The organism is Pontibacter fetidus, assembly GCF_010119545.1.
Taxonomy (GTDB): Bacteria; Bacteroidota; Bacteroidia; order Cytophagales; family Hymenobacteraceae; genus Pontibacter; species Pontibacter fetidus.
The window spans coordinates 1-17,041 of sequence record NZ_JAAEAA010000033.1 but is presented as its reverse complement, the minus strand read 5'-3'; the positions used below and the strand labels follow the sequence as shown (position 1 = coordinate 17,041).

The window sequence follows — 17,041 nt, the reverse complement described above, 5'->3', positions numbered from 1 at the left end:
AACGGATTAAAGCTGCAATATCTTGTGTCTCCTCAACTATAAAACAACTATAACCAAGCCAGTTCACAGACTCGAGCACACTGTGCGTCACCGGTCAGATACCAGCACCAGGCGAAAGTCAATTAACCAATTAGGTTAACTATAGGTTTAGTTACAAAAACAAAAAAGCCCGGAGCGCTTGCCCCGGGCTTTCTGATTATAAACTATAGCTTTTGCTTAGCTAACTTTTTTTGCTGTTGGCTGCGGAGCCGCAACTGCTTTCTTATCGTTCTTCATGGTATCTACTACAATTGGAGCAGCAATAAACAGGGATGAATAAGAACCGAACACAACACCGATCAGCATGGCAAGCGAGAAACCACGAAGCACTTCGCCACCAAAGATGAACAGTACCAACACCACCATAAATACAGTTGCCGAGGTAATGATTGTACGGCTGAATGTATCGATCAGGGCAGGGTTTATTACGTCTCTGATGTGTTTACGCGGATCAAGGTCCATGTACTCACGGATACGGTCGAAGATTACCACGGTATCGTTAATAGAGAAACCGATGATGGTAAGGATCGCTGCAATAAATACCTGGTCCATTTCATAAGAGATGCCAAACAGGTCAAGTATAGCAAATACAGCAATGATCATCAGGGAGTCGTGGAACAAGGCTACCACACCGCCCAGCGAGAACTGCCAGTTACGGAAACGGAACATTACGTAAATGAAGATACCCACCAGGGCAAGTATAAGCGCAATAACAGCTGTGTTCTGAATGTCGTCGGCCATAGTTGCACCTACTTTAGAAGAGCTCAGCACTTTCGGGCTCAGGCTGCTATATTCAGACAAACCTGCATCCAACGCTGCTTTCACTTGCTCATCAGCCTGTACACTTTCGTCATCGGCTAACCAGCTTGTAATTACTTTAACGCGGTTAGAGGCACCAAACGTTTTTACTTCAGTACCCGCTTCCTGGAAATTATCAACCAGGGCAGCTCGCACATCAGATGCCGGAACAGCTTTGTTAAACTCTACAATGTAAGAACGGCCACCTTTAAAGTCTACACCCAGGTTTGGTCCTTTTATCGCCATTGCCACAAAACCGAATACAATGATAGCCAGTGAGAAGGCATAAGCAGGCTTTTTCCACTTCATTACATCAAACTTCACGTTCTGGAACATTCTCTCAGCAAATGCATTCGAGAACGACAGTTTACCGGCTCTCTGGAAGCTCACTTCAACTAGTAGTCGGGAAATATATACTGATGTAAAGAAAGAGGTAACTATACCTAACATCAACGTGATAGCGAAGCCTTTTACAGGACCTGAACCGAAGAAGTAAAGTATAAAACCAGCCAGGAACGTAGTTACGTTGGCATCCAGAATAGTGATAAATGCTTTGTCGTAACCTTTGTTGATCACTTCACGGATCGGAAGACCTTTTCTGGCCTCTTCGCGCATACGCTCAAATATCAGTACGTTCGCATCCACGGCCATACCAAGTGTAAGTACTATACCGGCAATACCAGGCAAGGTAAGCGCCGCATTGAACTGTGCAAGTATACCAAGTATAAAGAATACGTTGAACACAAGGGCTAAGTCAGCGATCAAACCACCACGGCTATAGTATGCCATCATGAAAACAACTACGATAACAAGACCAGCTAATGTAGAAAGCAGACCCTGGTTAATAGCTTCCTGACCCAGTGACGGACCTACGATAGCTTCTTCCACGATACGTGTTGGAGCCGGCATCTTACCAGCTTTCAGGATGTTTGCTAAGTCTTGCGCTTCTTCTATAGTGAAGTTACCAGAGATAGAAGAGTTGCCACCTGAAATCTCACCTTGTACAACCGGTGCAGAATATACATAGTTATCCAATACGATAGCTACCTGACGGCCTACGTTGTTACCCGTTAAACGTGCCCATTTCTTAGCACCTGTCGGGTTCATGGTCATAGTAATTTCAGGGCGACCCTGCTGGTCAAAATCCTGACGTGCATCGTTGATCGCATCGCCACCAAGTGGTGCTTTGCCATCGCGACCTTTTTTAACAGCATAAAGCTCTACAAACTCCTGGCGGTTATCACCAACAATTGGCTTTACAGCCCAAAGGAACTTCATGTTAGGAGGGAAGATCGCCTGTACTTCCGGTCTTGCGAAAATATCGTTAATCTTGGCCGTATCGCGTACGTTAGCACCAAGGCCATTTGGCAATTGCGTGAATAAACGGGCAAGCGGGCCAGCCTGGTTAGCTAAAGAGTCAGTAGCAGCTAAGGCATCAGCAGCTTTTTTAGCTGAGTCAGTTTTAGCTACGGCTTTTGTAGAGTCGGTAGTAGCAGCAGCTTGTGCCAGTGGGTCGGCTTCAGTAGCAGAGTCTGTTTTAGCAGCAGCAGATGCCAGGGCATCTTTAGCAGGAGCAGCTTCTTCTTTCAGGTTCAGGTTACCAGCTTTTTCCTGGTTTTTCAGGTACTCGTTCAGCTGCATAAAGTATGGGCCGGTTTCCTGTGGGTTCCATACTTCCCAGAACTCCAGGTTAGCCATACCTGATAACAGTTTACGCACACGCTCCGGGTTGTCGATACCTGGTAATTCGATCTGGATACGACCGCTACCTTTCAGACGCTGAATGTTTGGCTGGTTTACACCGAATTTATCGATGCGGGTACGCAGAATGTTGAATGAGCGACCGATAGCGTCTTCTACTTCCTGGTCAATCACATCAATTACCTGGTCGTTTGTGGACTCGTAGCTGATTTTGCCACGGTTGGCAGTGTTAGAGAAAATACGGCTTAACTTGCCATTTGGCTCTACTTCGCGGTAAGCCTGCGCAAATAGTTTTGTAAATCTTTCCTGGCTGTTCTTCTGCAGTTCCTGCGCACGGGCCAGGGCTTTCAGGAAGTTAGGATCTTTACTGTTGCCAGACATAGACTTGATGATCTCTACAGGCGATACTTCCAGTACCACGTGCATACCACCTTTCAGGTCAAGGCCCAGGCCAAGCTCGTTCTCTTTAATTTCCTGGTAAGTATAGCCCATAAACACAGGCTCTTTCCAGATAGAGTCGAGGTAGGTCTGCTTTTTGTCCATGTTTACGTTGCCCTGTGCGTCAGTGGCAAATGCCTCGGCATCCTTCTGCACATTGTTGGCAACAAACGAGAACGACAGGAAGTAAAGACACAAAGCCGATACAATAACTGTCAGCGTGATGATTAACGATTTGTTACGCATTGGTTAAATAAAAATTTGGAATAGATTGTTAGGTTACAAAAGTATAAGTGTCTGCAAATCAGTAGGGATGTAAGTATAACTGAATGCCTGCACGTCGCGTTCCGCAGAAAGTATAAACTTGCCGGAAACGCCGTTTCTAAGAAAATACGGGAGTATAAACTATAGCCTAAGGAGCGTTGGGCTGTATGGTTACCGGAAAGAGCTGTGCAACAAAACCATTACCTGCAGGCAGGCTGGTTTGAGCAGGCAGCATATCGTCGGTTGGGGCTGCAAAAACAGGAAATGGTGCAGGCAGAGTAGCCTGTTGCAGGTTTAGGGTAACAAAAGAGGTGGTAGCCTCCAGCGATACCTTCTGTTTTACAACTGTCTTCTTTACAGGGGCATGGGAAATTTTAGATGGTCCCTGCTCTGTGTTAGTGGTTGCCGGCAAGGTATAGGCACGCACTTCCTGGCCATTGAGCATAAGCGCCCAAAGCAGGGTTACCGACATCAAAAGATATCTGAAGTGTTGTGCTATCGTTTTAGTTTGCGGCATCTATAGTTACAAATGTAACTGCTTTCCTGTAAAAATAAAATCCTTAGCGGTTTACTTCTATAAATCGCTTTATATCAAATTTCTTCCCGATCAGGATCAGGATATCAGAAGGGTAAATGATGGTATCTGCTTTTGGTACACCAATAATGTGCTCTACCTGGGTTGGTTTGCCGTCCTGTATCTCCTCAAAAAAACGTTTTATAGTTATCATGTTGAGGTTATACTTCTCGCGGAGCGATATTTTTGAAAGGCTTTTGTTGGCAACCCCGCGCGGCGTATTTATTTCTACAATCTCGTAGTTGTCGGGCAGCGGTAAAAAGGTGCGTATACTTGGCTGCAGCAGGCGCTCAGCTACGGTTTTGCCAACTTCCCCTTCCGGCGACAGAATTTCCTGCACGCCCATTTTTTCGAGGATGCGGCGCTGTTGCTTGTTAGAGGCACGGGTAATAATTCGCTTTACGTTAAGTTCCTGCAGGTTAGCCGTTGTTATAAGCACCGCTTCAAAGTCTTCGCCGATGGCCACAATCACGGCATCCATGTCCTGTATGTTCTGGGCTTCCATGGCACGAATATCGGTTGCATCAAGTGCTACAGCATAGGCTACATCGTCTTTAATGTCATCTACGTGGTCTTCTTCGTTATCTATAGCGAGCACTTCTGCGCCGCGCTCTGCCAGCGTACGGGCAATAGAGTTTCCGAAAATACCAAGGCCTATAACTGCGAACTTGTGCTTCATGCTTATTTTATCTTAGCGTTCAGGAAGGTAGTCAATACTTCCAGCCCTTTCTCGAAGTTGTTATTGTTCGGGATGATGATATCTGCGTCGTTTTTGTAGGGCTTTATATACTTTTCGTAGGTTGGGGCTACGTGGTTGGTATAGCGGTAAAGTACATCGTCCAGGTCGTAGCCGCGCTCTACTTTATCGCGCACGATACGGCGCTGCAGTTTTATGTATTCCTTGGCATCGATGTATACTTTCAGGTCCAGCAGCTTGGCTATCTCCTCAAAATAAAACACGAAAATACCTTCTACTACAACTATAGGAGCCGGTTTAAACTCCAGTTGCTTTGGTATAATGTTCGGGTTGTTAAAGGTATACTCGGTGCGGTAAACGGTTTCGCCCTGGCTCACCCGCAGTACATCGTGGGCGTAGGCTTCGTCGTCGATGCAGGATGGAAGGTCGAAATTTGTAACACCATTCAGATCAGATGTCTGGTGTTCGCGCGATTTGTAATAATTATCCTGAGAGATCAGGCAGACATTTTCAGGTGAGAAAGACGTCAGTAGTTTGTTCAAAAAAGTTGTTTTTCCTGAAGCACTACCTCCTGTAATCCCGACGATATATGGCTTTTGCATTGGAAGCTATGGTTTCAGATCACAAAATTAAGGTTTTATAACGCACAAGACCATAACTGCACCAATAAATTTATAGTTTCTATTGTGCCTGCAGAAATTGTATTAGTTTTTGCATGGCTCTGCCCCGGTGACTAATCGCATTTTTTTCTTCCGAAGTCATCTCCGCAAAAGTCTGTTCGTAGCCTTCCGGTATAAATACCGGGTCGTAGCCGAAGCCTTTGTTGCCTTTGTATTCGTGGGCTATAGTTCCGTTCACGATGCCTTCAAACTGGTATTGCTGGTTATCTAAGTATAAGGTTATGCTTGTCCGGAAGCGGGCGCGGCGGTTGTCTTCGTTCTTCAGGGCGTGCAGCAGCTTGTTTATGTTATCGGTGTCGGAGCGTTGCGGACCGGCATAGCGGGCAGAGTAAACACCGGGTTCGCCGCAAAGGGCATCTACTTCCAGGCCGGTGTCGTCGGCAAAGCAGTTTACGTTATACTTCTCCCAAACATATTGGGCTTTCTGGCGCGAGTTTCCTTCCAGGGTGTCCTGGTCTTCAGCCAGTTCTTCGTGGCAGCCAATATCCTCTAAACTTAGCAGCTTATACTTGCCTTCCAGCATCTGGCTAACTTCAGCAATTTTATTCCGGTTGTTGGTAGCAAAGCAAAGCTCTTTCATAGGTTGTCAGAATCAGGATTTTCTGGATTAAAGGATGTACAGGATTTTATAGTTTAACGTTATAGTTTGGGTTGTCCCACGTGCTGTTCCTTTAATGCTTCGTACTTTTTTGTGTTAGTTTTCCATTTATAGTTGGCCATTATCGCACCTATAGTTGTAAACAGTGCCAGCTTAACCAGGAACTCTTTTGACAGGATTATGTCTTTAACCGACGCATCGCCAAGATCGAAAAGTATCGTAATAATGCCCACCAGCACCGCATAAATAAGAGAATGTGTAGCCATGTAAGCCGTTTTTCCTTTTGCCTGTTGTTTCGGCCAGGTTTGTAGCAGGTATTCGTCTTTTGAAGTCATGGGCTAAAGGTTTGTTGGGTTAATATGTCTAATTGTATAGTTTGTATTTATATTCACAAACTAATCTTAATGCAGATACGCCGCTACCTCATCTTTTAACACCACTTCCACATGTTCGCGCAGGGTAGTAGCCAGCGATAAACCGGTGTAAGTTGATGCAACCGGGTACAGCGTATGGTGGCGGTTAACCAGTGTGGCGATCTCTACCTTTTTCGGATTTTGGGGCAGAAAAGAGTTTAAGGTATAAGCCAGCGTTTTGCCGGTGTTCAGTACATCATCTACTATAATTACCACTTTGTTGGCTATAGTTATAGTTTCGGGCGTCAACACTACCGGCGACTCCAGGGGGCTCACCTTGTTTAGTTTTATAGTTAGCAGCTGCACGTTTATCGGCGAAATGCTGCGCAGTTGCGTGGCCAGCATATCGGCAAGTATGGTTCCTTTTTCGTGAATGCCGGCCAGCACCAGTTCCTGCTCTTCAAAGTTGTGCTCGTATATCTCGTAGGCCATGCGCTTTACTTTCTGCGCTATCTGTGTCTGGTCCAGTATCTGGTGTTGTGAGGCGTGTGTCATAGTTTGGGAGTGCTGTAGCAAAGCAAAGTTAGAAGATAATTTACAGTAGCAGAATATTTTAGGGTAAGGGCAAAATAATTTGGTTAGTAGCGTTTCAAATTTAGAAATTGTTGTTAAATTTGCAGTCCGATTGAGAAATTAAGGTTAATTAACGTTTATAATAATGAAAAAAGGCATTCACCCAGAGTACAGAGAGGTTGTTTTCCATGATATGACGAGTGATTTCAAATTCATCACGCGTTCTACGATGAACTCTGACGAGACTGTAACTATGGAAGACGGTAAAACATATCCGGTAGTTAAAGTGGAAGTTTCTTCTGCATCTCACCCTTTCTACACTGGTAAAAACATTTTCGTGGATACTGCTGGTCGTGTGGAGAAATTCAACACACGTTACAAGAAAAAATAAGCGGTTTCGCCCGGTTAAAACGTTTCTTAAAGAGTCTTTCCGTAATTTTCGGGAAGACTTTTTTATTTTTGCTTTATGAACATCATCCTCTTCGACGATCCGGTTATACGACAGAACCTGTTGCCGCTGACGTTTACACGCCCGGTGGCAGAAATACGCACAGGTATACTAACTATAGCTGATAAGTGGCGCGAGCTTACCCGCCAGGTTGTATCTTCGCTAACACAGGATTACCTGAAAGCCAAGTTTGAGCCCTACTTCGATACGACGCATAACTGCTACATAAACGGCGCAGTTATACCTACCGTGCAGATGATAGAGCAACTTAAAGGTATGAACTATGGCGAGTCGTATTGGCAGGGCGATACCTTGCTGGCGTACCACGGAGGCGGAGAGCAGGCAGAGCACATAGATGTTTTACTGGATAGTGCTAAACGAAGCAAGAAGCTAACTTTTGAAGGGGAAGTGTTGTTGATACGTGAAGTATGGGAGATTTTTGTGCACAACGGCCGCGAGATCCGGAGTGATTTTAAACTGCTAACCAAAGACCGTAAAAGCCAGCCCCTAAACGACAAGCATACTATAGTTTACAACGAAGAGAACATCTTTATAGAAGAAGGCGCCAAAATAAGAGCTGCTGTTCTGAACGCTGAAGATGGCCCGATCTATATCGGTAAAAACACGCAGGTACAGGAAGGTGCTTTAATTAAAGGTCCGTTTGCGCTCTGCGAAGGCAGCCACGTAAACATGGGCGCTAAAATGCGCGGCGATGTAACCGTTGGTCCGCAATCTAAAGTGGGCGGTGAGATAAGCGCGTCGGTTATACTTGGCTATTCCAACAAAGGCCATGATGGTTTCCTGGGCAATTCGGTGCTGGGCGAGTGGTGTAACCTTGGTGCTGATACTAATACATCAAACCTGAAAAACAACTATGCGCAGGTTAAACTATGGAACTATGCGCGTGGCGGTTTTAAAAATACAGGCCAGCAGTTCTGCGGCTTAATTATGGGCGACCACAGCAAATGCGGCATCAATACCATGTTTAATACAGGTACTGTAGTAGGTGTAAGCGCCAATGTGTTTGGTACAGGTTTCCCGCGTAATTTTATACCATCGTTTAGCTGGGGTGGCGCGCAGGGCTTCGAAACGTTCCAGTTACGTAAAGTATACGAGGTAGCCGAAAAAGTAATGGAGCGCCGCAAAATGGAGCTGAACGAAACCGAAAAAGCCATTCTTACCGAAATCTTCAACCAAACCCAACAATACCGGGTGTGGGATAAGGTTTAGTTGTCTGAATCAGGATTTTCGGGATTAGTAAAGATTTATAGGATTTTAAATCCTAAACTCTCTAACTCTTAAACTCCTAAACTGAATTAACTTTCTAACTTCCAAACTTTCTAACTTTCTAACTATAAAGGTGCAGTTCTCTCAGATACTCGGACATCAGGAAACGAAGCAGATGCTTTTGAACTCTGTGCGGCAAAACCATGTGGCGCATGCGCAGTTGTTTTTGGGCAAGGAGGGAAGTGCGAACCTGGCGCTGGCGCTGGCATATGCCACGTACATCAACTGCGAAAATAAGCAGGCCGATGATTCATGTGGAACATGCAGCAGCTGTACCAAAATGAACAAGCTGGTGCATCCGGATTTTAACTTCGTGATGCCGGTAACCACCACCAAAAATGTAGCGGCCAAAGATGCCCTGAGCCAGAAGTTCTTAACAGAGTGGCGCGAGTTTATACTTGCAAGTCCTTACCAGGGCCTGAACGAGTGGATGCAGCACATTGGTGCAGAAAATAAACAGGGTGCCATCTCAAAAGAAGAAAGCCGGCAACTGGTAAAACTGGTTTCGCTGAAGGCGTTTGAAGGTGACTATAAAATCGTGCTGATCTGGCTACCGGAACTCATGCACCCGTTTGCGGCCAACGCGCTACTTAAGTTACTGGAAGAGCCGCCTGCTAAAACATTGTTCCTGCTGGTCTCGCAGTCAGCGGAGAAACTGTTGGCAACTATAACCTCGCGAACACAGATTGTGCAGGTGCGTAATTTTACCGAAGAGGAAGTAATTACCTGGCTTCAGCAAAATTATAACACCGACCAAACCACCGCTTACCAGGTAGCTCAGCTGGCAGAAGGCAACCTGAACGCGGCATCAAACCTACTATCTGAAGTTAGCTCCGATTATTTCAGTTTCTTTTTGACCTGGATGCGCAGTTGCTTTGGCTATAAGTTTGGCGAACTGATTGACATGAGCGAAGATTTCCAGAAGCTGGGCCGAGAGAACCAGAAGAACTTTTTGCTGTATGCGCTTAACCTGTTCCGGAAAGTGATGTTGTATGGCGTGGATGCTAACCTGATAACCTATCTGCCACCTGATGAAATGAAATTTGTGCAGGATTTCTCGAAGCTGATGAATGCTGATAACGGCACGCGCATGGCAGAAGAACTGAACCAGGCGCATTACCACATCGAGCGGAATGCCAACCCTAAAATTGTTTTCGTAGACAGCTCTATACAGATCGCGCATTTTTTGCGTGGCAACTACTAAAGAATCATGACAACAACTATAAAAGATAAGATCATAAACATTGGTACGCGTGGCAGTAAGCTGGCTTTATGGCAGGCAAATGCCGTAGCCGATAGATTACAGGCTGCCGGTTTTGCTACCGAAATTGTCATCATCAGCACCAAAGGCGACCAGGTTCTGGACAGATCGCTGGACAAAATTGGGTCGAAAGGCGTGTTTACCGAAGAACTGGAGGACGGCCTGCGGGACGGAAGTATAGATGTAGCGGTGCACAGTGCTAAAGATGTACAATCTACGATACCGGATGAGCTGGAACTGCTGGCTTTTATGGAACGTGAAGTGGTGAACGATGTGATCCTGAGCTTTAACCCTGATTTTAAACTGGAGCGCGACAGTAACGCAACTATAGGTACCTCCTCAACACGTCGCAAAGCGTTGCTTAAAAAATACTACCCGAATGTTAAAACTGCTGAATCTCGCGGAAATTTACAGACCCGCCTAAAGAAGCTGGAAGACGGCCAGTTTGATGCGCTGATGCTGGCTTATGCCGGCGTGTACCGCATGGGGTATGACAATTTGATTGTACACAGGTTCCCGGAGAACGAGTTTATACCTGCAGCAGGGCAGGGAAGTGTGGCTGTAGAATGTGCGCGAAACATGGATGCGGAGCTAAAGCAACGTATAAAAGATGCTTTGGATCACGGGCAAACCCATCATTGCCTGCTGGCCGAACGCGCTTTCCTGAGAACAATGGAAGGTGGTTGCAGCATCCCTTCGTTTGCGTTGGCTATACTTAAAGATGATAACACTTTGCAGATACAAGGCGGCCTTGTAAGCCTAGACGGGCAAAAACATTTAGTTGAAACCTTTGAAGCACCCATTTCAGAAGCAGAAACTATAGGTGTAAAATTAGCCGAAACGATACTTGGACAGGGTGGTGTAGAGATCCTGAAAGAAATAAGAGCTGAAAGAGGCGAGTAGTCTGAACCACAGATTGGAACTGATTTAAAGGATTAATGTGATAGAAGAGACGCAAGAAATTGCGTCTCTTTTTATTTGGACTTACCTATGGCGCGAGCGTCCTCGCTCGTGACGAACTATAGCGGGGCCTCCGGCCCCTTTAAGTTATAAGCCTGCGCCAGCTATGAGATCGATACTACCTCATTTGATCATACTATAGATTTTAAAACGGGCGAGACGCCCAACTATAGTTCGTCACGAGCGAGGACGCTCGCGCCATGTTATTCCTTCACTTCTATTTCCAATCCTTTCAATCCATCAAATCCCAATAATCTGTGGTTTAGACAAAATCCCTTTAATCACTGGTCCTGATTTGGATTACAGCTAAAAAATGGGAAACTTCAGGCTTCGGAAATCTATACTCATACTATGAAACTGCGAAATATACTTTGCGCTATAGTTGCGCTCTTGCTGCTAACGCCGCTCACTACATCTGCCCAGAAACTGAAAGGCAAAGACCAACTGGTAACTATAAGCACCCCGCAAGGCGACATCAAACTTATTCTTTTCGACGATACCCCGAAGCATAAAGAGAATTTTCTGAAGCTGGCAAAAGATGGTTTTTACGATGGTACCACTTTCCATAGGGTAATTGATGGCTTTATGATACAGGGTGGCGACCCGAACAGCAAAGATGCTGATCCGAATAATGACGGATCCGGTAGCCCCGGCTATACAATACCTGCCGAAATAAACCCGAAGTATAAGCACGTACGTGGCGCAGTAGCAGCTGCGCGTATGGGCGACCAGGTAAACCCGATGAAGGAATCGAGCGGATCTCAGTTTTACATTGTAGAGAATCACGACGGTACCCCCATGCTGGATGAAGCTTATACCGTTTTCGGGCAGGTAGTAGATGGCCTGGATGTGATCGATAAAATTGCAGAGCAGCCAACCAACCAGCGCGACCGCCCACTAACTGATGTGAAAATGAAAGTAACCGTGGAGAACGTGAAGAAAAAGAAGATCGCCAAGAAATATAACTACAACTATAGCACGCAGGCTGTCGGCAAATAACCATGAAGAAAATACTGATTACAGGCTCTAACGGGCTCTTAGGGCAGAAACTAGCCGAGCTTTTACTTACCCAACCCGACATAGAACTACTGGCGACTAGCCGCGGCGAAAATAAACTGGCAACTATACTTCCGCAAGTGCCCTTTGCATCAATGGATGTAACAGATAAAGCACAGGTAGAAGAAGTTATAAGTCAGTTCAGGCCAACGCACATCATCCATACGGCTGCCATGACCAACGTAGACCAATGCGAAACCGACCGTGAAGGGGCGCTGCGTTTAAACCGCGATGCCGTGCAATACCTGGTAGATGCCTGCGAAAAGTATAATGTGCACCTGATCCACGTAAGCACCGATTTTATTTTTGACGGTGAAGACGGCCCTTACGCCGAAGATGCAGAAGCTAACCCGGTAAATTTTTATGGTGAAACCAAGCGCCTGGCCGAAGAAATTGTAAAACACGCCAAATGCAAATGGGCTATACTCAGAACGGTGTTGGTGTATGGCGTTGCCCACGACTATGGCCGCACCAACATTGTGTTGTGGGTACGCGATAGCTTGCAGGCGGGCAAGGTAATTAAAGTGGTAGATGACCAGTTCCGGACGCCAACCCTGGCCGAAGACCTGGCACAAGGCTGCTGGCTCGCTGCCAAACACGATGCCGAAGGCATTTACCACATATCAGGTTCCGAAATGCTGACACCTTATGACATGGCGCTACAGGTAGCCGATTATTTTAACTTAGATAAATCGCTGATAGATAAGGCCGACGGTAGCACATTTAGCCAACCAGCCAAACGCCCACCAAAAACCGGGTTCATTATTACCAAAGCGCAGAAAAACCTGGGTTATGTGCCGCACACGTTTGCTCAGGGCATTCAGGTTGTAGCCCAACAAGCTGCACAATAAGAGTTCCCGGGTTCGTCGAGGGAATGTTGTGTTTAGTCGCAACAATATTAAAAATATGGAATTTACTATGGCACTCTCGGCTGCAATCCTTAAATTGTAAGCTTAAAGTCAGAATACTATACCTTTTACAACCTAACTAAACTAATCAACTTCTACCTTTTTTATGAGTGCTAACAAAGAATCATGGGGCTCACGTGTGGGACTCATTCTGGCTATGGCCGGTAATGCAGTTGGTCTCGGTAACTTCCTGAGGTTTCCTGTGCAAGCTGTGCAGAATGGCGGTGGCGCATTTATTATCCCTTACCTGGTGTGTTTTCTGGTAATGGGTATTCCGCTTTTATGGATCGAGTGGTCGATGGGCCGTTTCGGGGGTAAATTTGGTCACCACTCTACCCCGTTTATCCTGGATACGATGGATAAACGACGTTTCTGGAAATACATTGGTGTATTTGGCGTCTGGACAAACATTGCAGTAGCGGCTTACTATTGCTACCTGGAGTCGTGGACGCTATCGTACATGATGCACTCGATACTGGGCTCTTTTAATGGCCTGGACCAAAACGGTGTAGCGGAATTCTTTAACCATTACGTAGACCTTGACACATCAACAACAGGTATACCTTACGAGCCGATCGTTTTCTTTGTGATTTGTTTGTTGCTTAACACCTGGATACTTTCTAAAGGCCTGGCAGCTGGTGTAGAGCGTGTGGCAAAAATCGGGATGCCATTACTTATTCTTTTTGGTGCTTTCCTGGCATACAAAGGCTTTACGGTTACAGCCGGTGAGCAGGGTGCAATTAACGACAGCTCTGTTGGTTTAAACTTCCTCTGGACACCAAACTATGACCAGTTATGGTCGCCTAGCGTATGGTTGGCAGCGGCTGGTCAGATCTTCTTTACCCTGTCGGTAGGTATGGGTACGGTACATTGCTACGCTTCATATGTTCGCTCTAAAGACGATATCGCGCTAAACGCTATGTCAGCTGGTTGGATGAACGAGTTTGTGGAAGTTGTACTGGGCGGTGCCATCATTATCCCGATCTCTATTGGTTACCTGGGCATAGACCGCGTTACAGAACTGGTGCAGTTAGGTGGCCTTGGCCTTGGCTTTAAAACATTGCCTTACCTGTTTGCACAGTGGGGGCCTGCGCTTAGTGCTATAGCTGGTGTTATGTGGTTTGGCTTGTTGTTCTTTGCCGGTATCACTTCGTCGCTGGCCATGGGTACGCCCTGGATGGGCTTCCTGCAAGATGAGTTTAACTGGCGTCGCAAATCAGCTGCGTGGTCTTTTGGCCTTATCGTATTTTTGCTGGGCATGCCAACGGTGCTGTTCTTTAACTATGGCGTATTTGATGAGTATGACTACTGGGCTGGTACGGTTTCGCTGGTAGTGTTTGCCTTGCTGGAGTCTATTCTGTTTGCGTGGGTGTTTGGTATGGATAAAGGCTGGAGAGAAATTACGTCTGGTGCCGATATCAAAGTGCCGGGCATTTATAAGTTCATCATTAAGTATGTAACACCATTGTTATTGCTATGGGTATTTGTTGGTTCGCTGGTTACGCCTAAAGGTGGCGACTGGGGTGCTGCCCTGAGCGGTAACTGGGTATTGGATGATAGCTCTATCATTAAGAAACTGATGAACAGCAGCCTGAAACAGCAATTAGCAGCAGCTACAGATCCTGCACAAATTGCCCAGTTAGAGGATACGCTGTTCTTTGTGAATGCATCGCGTATTTTACTGGCAGCAGTATTTGTGGGCATCGCACTGCTAGTTTATGTTGCGTATAAGAAAAGAGTCAGAGAAGGCAAAATCTAAGAAATTATGAATACATCTGCATTGATCATTATGCTGGTAACTCTTTTTGCAGTAACAGGCATTACTATATATTTTTTCTGGCTGGTACTTAAAACGCCACCAAAACCAGAACCAGATTCGTATCTGTTCAACGATGACGACCCGGAGCGTCTGGAACAGAACGGTAACCGATAAACATGACAAAATTAAAGCGCTGGATCCGTAACTACTTTGGCTTTTCGCAGCGCGAGGTAAACGGTTTCCTGTGGCTGATAAGTATAATGGTGCTGCTTACGGCAGCACCATTTCTTTTTTCCAGGTTCTATAGTTCCGGCCAAACTATAAGCACCAACCCCGCCGACCAGCAACTGCTCGATAGCCTGGTAGCCCAACTGGAAGCTGCGCCCGATAACTATAAACGTGAGAAAAATACGATAGCTATAGTTCCGCTGCGCCTGTTTAACCCAAACCAACTCACACTGCAAGAGTGGCAGGCCTTTGGGTTACCCAAATATTTGTCGCAGCGCATTATCAATTACCGTAACAAGGTGGGTGATTTTACTTACAAAGCCGAACTGGGTAAAATTTACGGCTTACCAGATTCTGTTTTTCAGCGCCTTTACCCGTACATCGACTTACCCGAAACCCGCCCCGGTAAGTATAGCCGCTACAAAAGTATAGCAGGCAACCGGACTTATCCCAAACCTGAATGGGAAAGCAAGCCCCGCGAGCGTTTTATACTTGCCCCCTTTAACATCAACACTGCCGATACAACCCAGCTGAAACAGATACGCGGCATTGGCAGCAAGCTATCGGCCCGCATTATAAAGTACCGCGACAGGTTAGGTGGTTTTTATACTTTGAGCCAGGTGCGCGAAGTGTATGGCCTGCAACCTGATGTGATAGACAGCCTTAACAAATATACATTTGTAGCCAAAGCTCATGCGCCCAAACAACTAAACCTGAACACCGCAACTATAGAGGAACTGCGCACACATCCGTATATGACATCAAACTTAGCCAGAGCTATAGTTGCTTACCGCGAGCAGCACGGCCGTTTTGAGAATGTGGAAGAACTCAGACAGATTAAAATAATAAAGCCCGAGCAATACGAAAAGCTCAGGCCTTACCTTGGGTTGTAAGCTATAGTTTACGCCGTAAAAGCCTTCGCCTGGATGAATGTGTAAAAGAAAACCGCATTCGGGCTTTTAGCTACTACGTGCATTTCCTCTTTTACTTTGTCTGCCAGTTCTGCGTCTACGTAGCCTGCCTCCAGTAATTGTGGCAATCCGCTTAATAACAGCTCGGTCCAGTAAGCTATCATTTCGGCGCGTTTGGCAGGATTGCGGCTATCCAGGTGGAAGGTTTTAGGTTCGGTAGTGATGCGCTGGTAGCCTACGGATTGCAGCAGGTTTCCTAACTTACCACCTACAAACGGGTCGCCGCTCATGTCGTATTGCAGATCATTGAATCGCATCCAGTACTGCAGCACGCTCGGCGAGTAAGGCTCCACAAAAAAGCTGGAGTTCAGGACTTCGGTAATCACAATCGGGCTGCCCGGTTTCAGCACACGGCGCACTTCAGATAGCACTCTTGCCGGGTCCGGGATATGTTCGAGCACCCAGCACAGAAAAGCCCCATCAAATTCAGCCTGCGACGTAAAGCTCATATCCATTGCGTTTTCCTGCATCAGCTTAAAACGGTCTTTGGCATAGGGCACCGTTTCTAAAAACTTCTGCGCCTGTTCGATTTGCTTGTCTGAATAATCGATACCCGTTAAAAACAGGTGCGGGAAACGGCGAAGCAATATTTCGGATTGCGCGCCAACGCCACAGCCAACTTCCAGCAGGTTTGTAACCGTCGAGAAATCGATGTCGGAATAGATCTTGTTCTCCATAAAGCGGGCCTGCTTGTAAAGGCGCTGCTGTTCTTCAGTGGAGTAGCCGTGCAGGTACTTTTCTTCGGAGGGCTCGTGCGGTTTATCTGTCATAGTTTTATAAGCTTGAGGTATGTAGCTGCTAAATTACGTTTAAAAGTATACTTGCGCTGAAAACTATAGTTGCTAAATGGTGGGGTGGGAGTGAATAGTGTTGTCATCCTGAGCGAAGTTGAAGGATATTATGTGTCCTTCATTTGTCATTTCGAACAACGTGAGAAATCTATCTCGACTTATAGTTGAAGTCATCTACAACTTGAACTAAGCCTTTCTTCCAAACTTCTTTTATTCCTGGGAGCTTTACTTGCCTATAGTTCTATAGTTAGCTTTGGTTCCCTCACGGCCGGGAGGCCCCGTCTTCGGGCATCGCGCTGCTGCCTTCTTGCTACCCTCGCTGCGCTCGTGTTGCCTGCGGCACCGCAACAAGTCAAAGGCGCTCAACCCAAAGACTGCGATCTTTCTACTATTGACCTGTAACTATAGTTTAATTCTGCTCGCTTCGAAATTGATCGTGGTTGTATTTTCGTAGGGACAGGTCGCGACCTGTCCTGCTTTTGTACTGTAACTCTAAATCTATAGCTGAAAGTATAGTAGTAGCTGAAAGTCCCCCTTTGAAGGCAGGGCCGTTAAGTTCTATTTTTCGTAAACTAATATGTTTAGGAAAGGGGGAGCAGATGCAAAATAGTGAAGTAAGTTTACTAGCCTGTCTGCGTGAGGTACCTGATTTTCGTC

General features: G+C 46.1%; 17 protein-coding genes. 9 read left to right on the top strand and 8 right to left on the bottom strand.

Features of this window, described 5'->3' with window-relative positions:
- Positions 1–216: 216 nt before the first annotated feature.
- The 7 genes from secDF to GWO68_RS17215 form a co-directional block, all read right to left on the bottom strand.
- The gene (gene secDF / locus GWO68_RS17245) at positions 217–3,222 is read right to left on the bottom strand and encodes a protein translocase subunit SecDF (protein ID WP_162347724.1); all 3,006 of its coding nucleotides are present in this window, start codon (positions 3,220–3,222) and stop codon (positions 217–219) included.
- 166 nt (positions 3,223–3,388) lie between these two features.
- Entirely contained in the window at positions 3,389–3,757 is a 369-nt protein-coding gene (locus GWO68_RS17240) for an RNA methyltransferase (RefSeq protein ID WP_235942116.1), read from the bottom strand.
- Positions 3,758–3,800: 43 nt separating this feature from the next.
- Positions 3,801–4,493: a potassium channel family protein gene (locus GWO68_RS17235; protein ID WP_162347723.1), complete on the bottom strand. Its 693-nt coding sequence runs from the start codon at positions 4,491–4,493 to the stop codon at positions 3,801–3,803.
- A 2-nt stretch (positions 4,494–4,495) separates the two neighbouring features.
- Complete coding sequence (locus tag GWO68_RS17230) at positions 4,496–5,113, bottom strand: uridine kinase family protein (protein WP_162347722.1); 618 nt, start codon at positions 5,111–5,113, stop codon at positions 4,496–4,498.
- Positions 5,114–5,192: 79 nt separating this feature from the next.
- Positions 5,193–5,771 carry a non-canonical purine NTP diphosphatase gene (locus GWO68_RS17225; RefSeq protein ID WP_162347721.1) on the bottom strand — a complete coding sequence of 193 codons (579 nt, stop codon included), beginning with the start codon at positions 5,769–5,771 and terminating at the stop codon, positions 5,193–5,195.
- A gap of 59 nt (positions 5,772–5,830) precedes the next feature.
- On the bottom strand, positions 5,831–6,124 hold the full coding sequence (locus GWO68_RS17220; RefSeq protein WP_162347720.1) for a hypothetical protein: 294 nt from the start codon (positions 6,122–6,124) through the stop codon (positions 5,831–5,833).
- A gap of 66 nt (positions 6,125–6,190) precedes the next feature.
- Positions 6,191–6,697 carry a phosphoribosyltransferase family protein gene (locus tag GWO68_RS17215; protein WP_162347719.1) on the bottom strand — a complete coding sequence of 169 codons (507 nt, stop codon included), beginning with the start codon at positions 6,695–6,697 and terminating at the stop codon, positions 6,191–6,193.
- Positions 6,698–6,860: 163 nt separating this feature from the next.
- Between GWO68_RS17215 and GWO68_RS17210 the strand changes: the two genes are divergently transcribed.
- The 9 genes from GWO68_RS17210 to GWO68_RS17175 all read left to right on the top strand — a co-directional run bounded on the left by GWO68_RS17210 (position 6,861) and on the right by GWO68_RS17175 (position 15,515).
- Complete coding sequence (locus GWO68_RS17210; protein WP_162347718.1) at positions 6,861–7,106, top strand: type B 50S ribosomal protein L31; 246 nt, start codon at positions 6,861–6,863, stop codon at positions 7,104–7,106.
- A gap of 75 nt (positions 7,107–7,181) precedes the next feature.
- Positions 7,182–8,393, top strand: coding sequence for a GlmU family protein (locus tag GWO68_RS17205; RefSeq protein ID WP_162347717.1), 1,212 nt, complete (start codon positions 7,182–7,184; stop codon positions 8,391–8,393).
- Between the two features lie 130 nt (positions 8,394–8,523).
- Entirely contained in the window at positions 8,524–9,654 is a 1,131-nt protein-coding gene (locus GWO68_RS17200) for a DNA polymerase III subunit (RefSeq protein ID WP_162347716.1), read from the top strand.
- Positions 9,655–9,660: 6 nt separating this feature from the next.
- The gene (gene hemC / locus GWO68_RS17195; RefSeq protein WP_162347715.1) at positions 9,661–10,614 is read left to right on the top strand and encodes a hydroxymethylbilane synthase; all 954 of its coding nucleotides are present in this window, start codon (positions 9,661–9,663) and stop codon (positions 10,612–10,614) included.
- Between the two features lie 408 nt (positions 10,615–11,022).
- The gene (locus tag GWO68_RS17190) at positions 11,023–11,670 is read left to right on the top strand and encodes a peptidylprolyl isomerase (RefSeq protein ID WP_162347714.1); all 648 of its coding nucleotides are present in this window, start codon (positions 11,023–11,025) and stop codon (positions 11,668–11,670) included.
- Between the two features lie 2 nt (positions 11,671–11,672).
- Positions 11,673–12,578 (top strand): SDR family oxidoreductase, encoded by a 906-nt coding sequence (locus GWO68_RS17185; protein ID WP_162347713.1) that lies wholly within the window; start codon positions 11,673–11,675, stop codon positions 12,576–12,578.
- A 163-nt stretch (positions 12,579–12,741) separates the two neighbouring features.
- A complete protein-coding gene (locus GWO68_RS17180; protein ID WP_162347712.1) occupies positions 12,742–14,394 on the top strand; it encodes a sodium-dependent transporter in 1,653 nt (550 codons plus the stop codon).
- 6 nt (positions 14,395–14,400) lie between these two features.
- Positions 14,401–14,568 (top strand): hypothetical protein, encoded by a 168-nt coding sequence (locus tag GWO68_RS17735; RefSeq protein WP_202923802.1) that lies wholly within the window; start codon positions 14,401–14,403, stop codon positions 14,566–14,568.
- 2 nt (positions 14,569–14,570) lie between these two features.
- A complete protein-coding gene (locus tag GWO68_RS17175; RefSeq protein ID WP_162347711.1) occupies positions 14,571–15,515 on the top strand; it encodes a ComEA family DNA-binding protein in 945 nt (314 codons plus the stop codon).
- Between the two features lie 8 nt (positions 15,516–15,523).
- Here GWO68_RS17175 and GWO68_RS17170 read toward each other — a convergent pair whose 3' ends face one another.
- Positions 15,524–16,363: a class I SAM-dependent methyltransferase gene (locus GWO68_RS17170; protein WP_162347710.1), complete on the bottom strand. Its 840-nt coding sequence runs from the start codon at positions 16,361–16,363 to the stop codon at positions 15,524–15,526.
- Positions 16,364–17,041 lie beyond the last annotated feature (678 nt).

Bases quoted from the DNA above. Each gene is read 5' to 3' on its own strand.
- secDF (WP_162347724.1), bottom strand. From the start codon at position 3,222: ATGCGTAACAAATCGTTAATCATCACGCTGACAGTTATTGTATCGGCT.
- GWO68_RS17240 (WP_235942116.1), bottom strand. From the start codon at position 3,757: ATGCCGCAAACTAAAACGATAGCACAACACTTCAGATATCTTTTGATG.
- GWO68_RS17235 (WP_162347723.1), bottom strand. From the start codon at position 4,493: ATGAAGCACAAGTTCGCAGTTATAGGCCTTGGTATTTTCGGAAACTCT.
- GWO68_RS17230 (WP_162347722.1), bottom strand. From the start codon at position 5,113: ATGCAAAAGCCATATATCGTCGGGATTACAGGAGGTAGTGCTTCAGGA.
- GWO68_RS17225 (WP_162347721.1), bottom strand. From the start codon at position 5,771: ATGAAAGAGCTTTGCTTTGCTACCAACAACCGGAATAAAATTGCTGAA.
- GWO68_RS17220 (WP_162347720.1), bottom strand. From the start codon at position 6,124: ATGACTTCAAAAGACGAATACCTGCTACAAACCTGGCCGAAACAACAG.
- GWO68_RS17215 (WP_162347719.1), bottom strand. From the start codon at position 6,697: ATGACACACGCCTCACAACACCAGATACTGGACCAGACACAGATAGCG.
- GWO68_RS17210 (WP_162347718.1), top strand. From the start codon at position 6,861: ATGAAAAAAGGCATTCACCCAGAGTACAGAGAGGTTGTTTTCCATGAT.
- GWO68_RS17205 (WP_162347717.1), top strand. From the start codon at position 7,182: ATGAACATCATCCTCTTCGACGATCCGGTTATACGACAGAACCTGTTG.
- hemC (WP_162347715.1), top strand. From the start codon at position 9,661: ATGACAACAACTATAAAAGATAAGATCATAAACATTGGTACGCGTGGC.
- GWO68_RS17190 (WP_162347714.1), top strand. From the start codon at position 11,023: ATGAAACTGCGAAATATACTTTGCGCTATAGTTGCGCTCTTGCTGCTA.
- GWO68_RS17185 (WP_162347713.1), top strand. From the start codon at position 11,673: ATGAAGAAAATACTGATTACAGGCTCTAACGGGCTCTTAGGGCAGAAA.
- GWO68_RS17180 (WP_162347712.1), top strand. From the start codon at position 12,742: ATGAGTGCTAACAAAGAATCATGGGGCTCACGTGTGGGACTCATTCTG.
- GWO68_RS17735 (WP_202923802.1), top strand. From the start codon at position 14,401: ATGAATACATCTGCATTGATCATTATGCTGGTAACTCTTTTTGCAGTA.
- GWO68_RS17175 (WP_162347711.1), top strand. From the start codon at position 14,571: ATGACAAAATTAAAGCGCTGGATCCGTAACTACTTTGGCTTTTCGCAG.
- GWO68_RS17170 (WP_162347710.1), bottom strand. From the start codon at position 16,363: ATGACAGATAAACCGCACGAGCCCTCCGAAGAAAAGTACCTGCACGGC.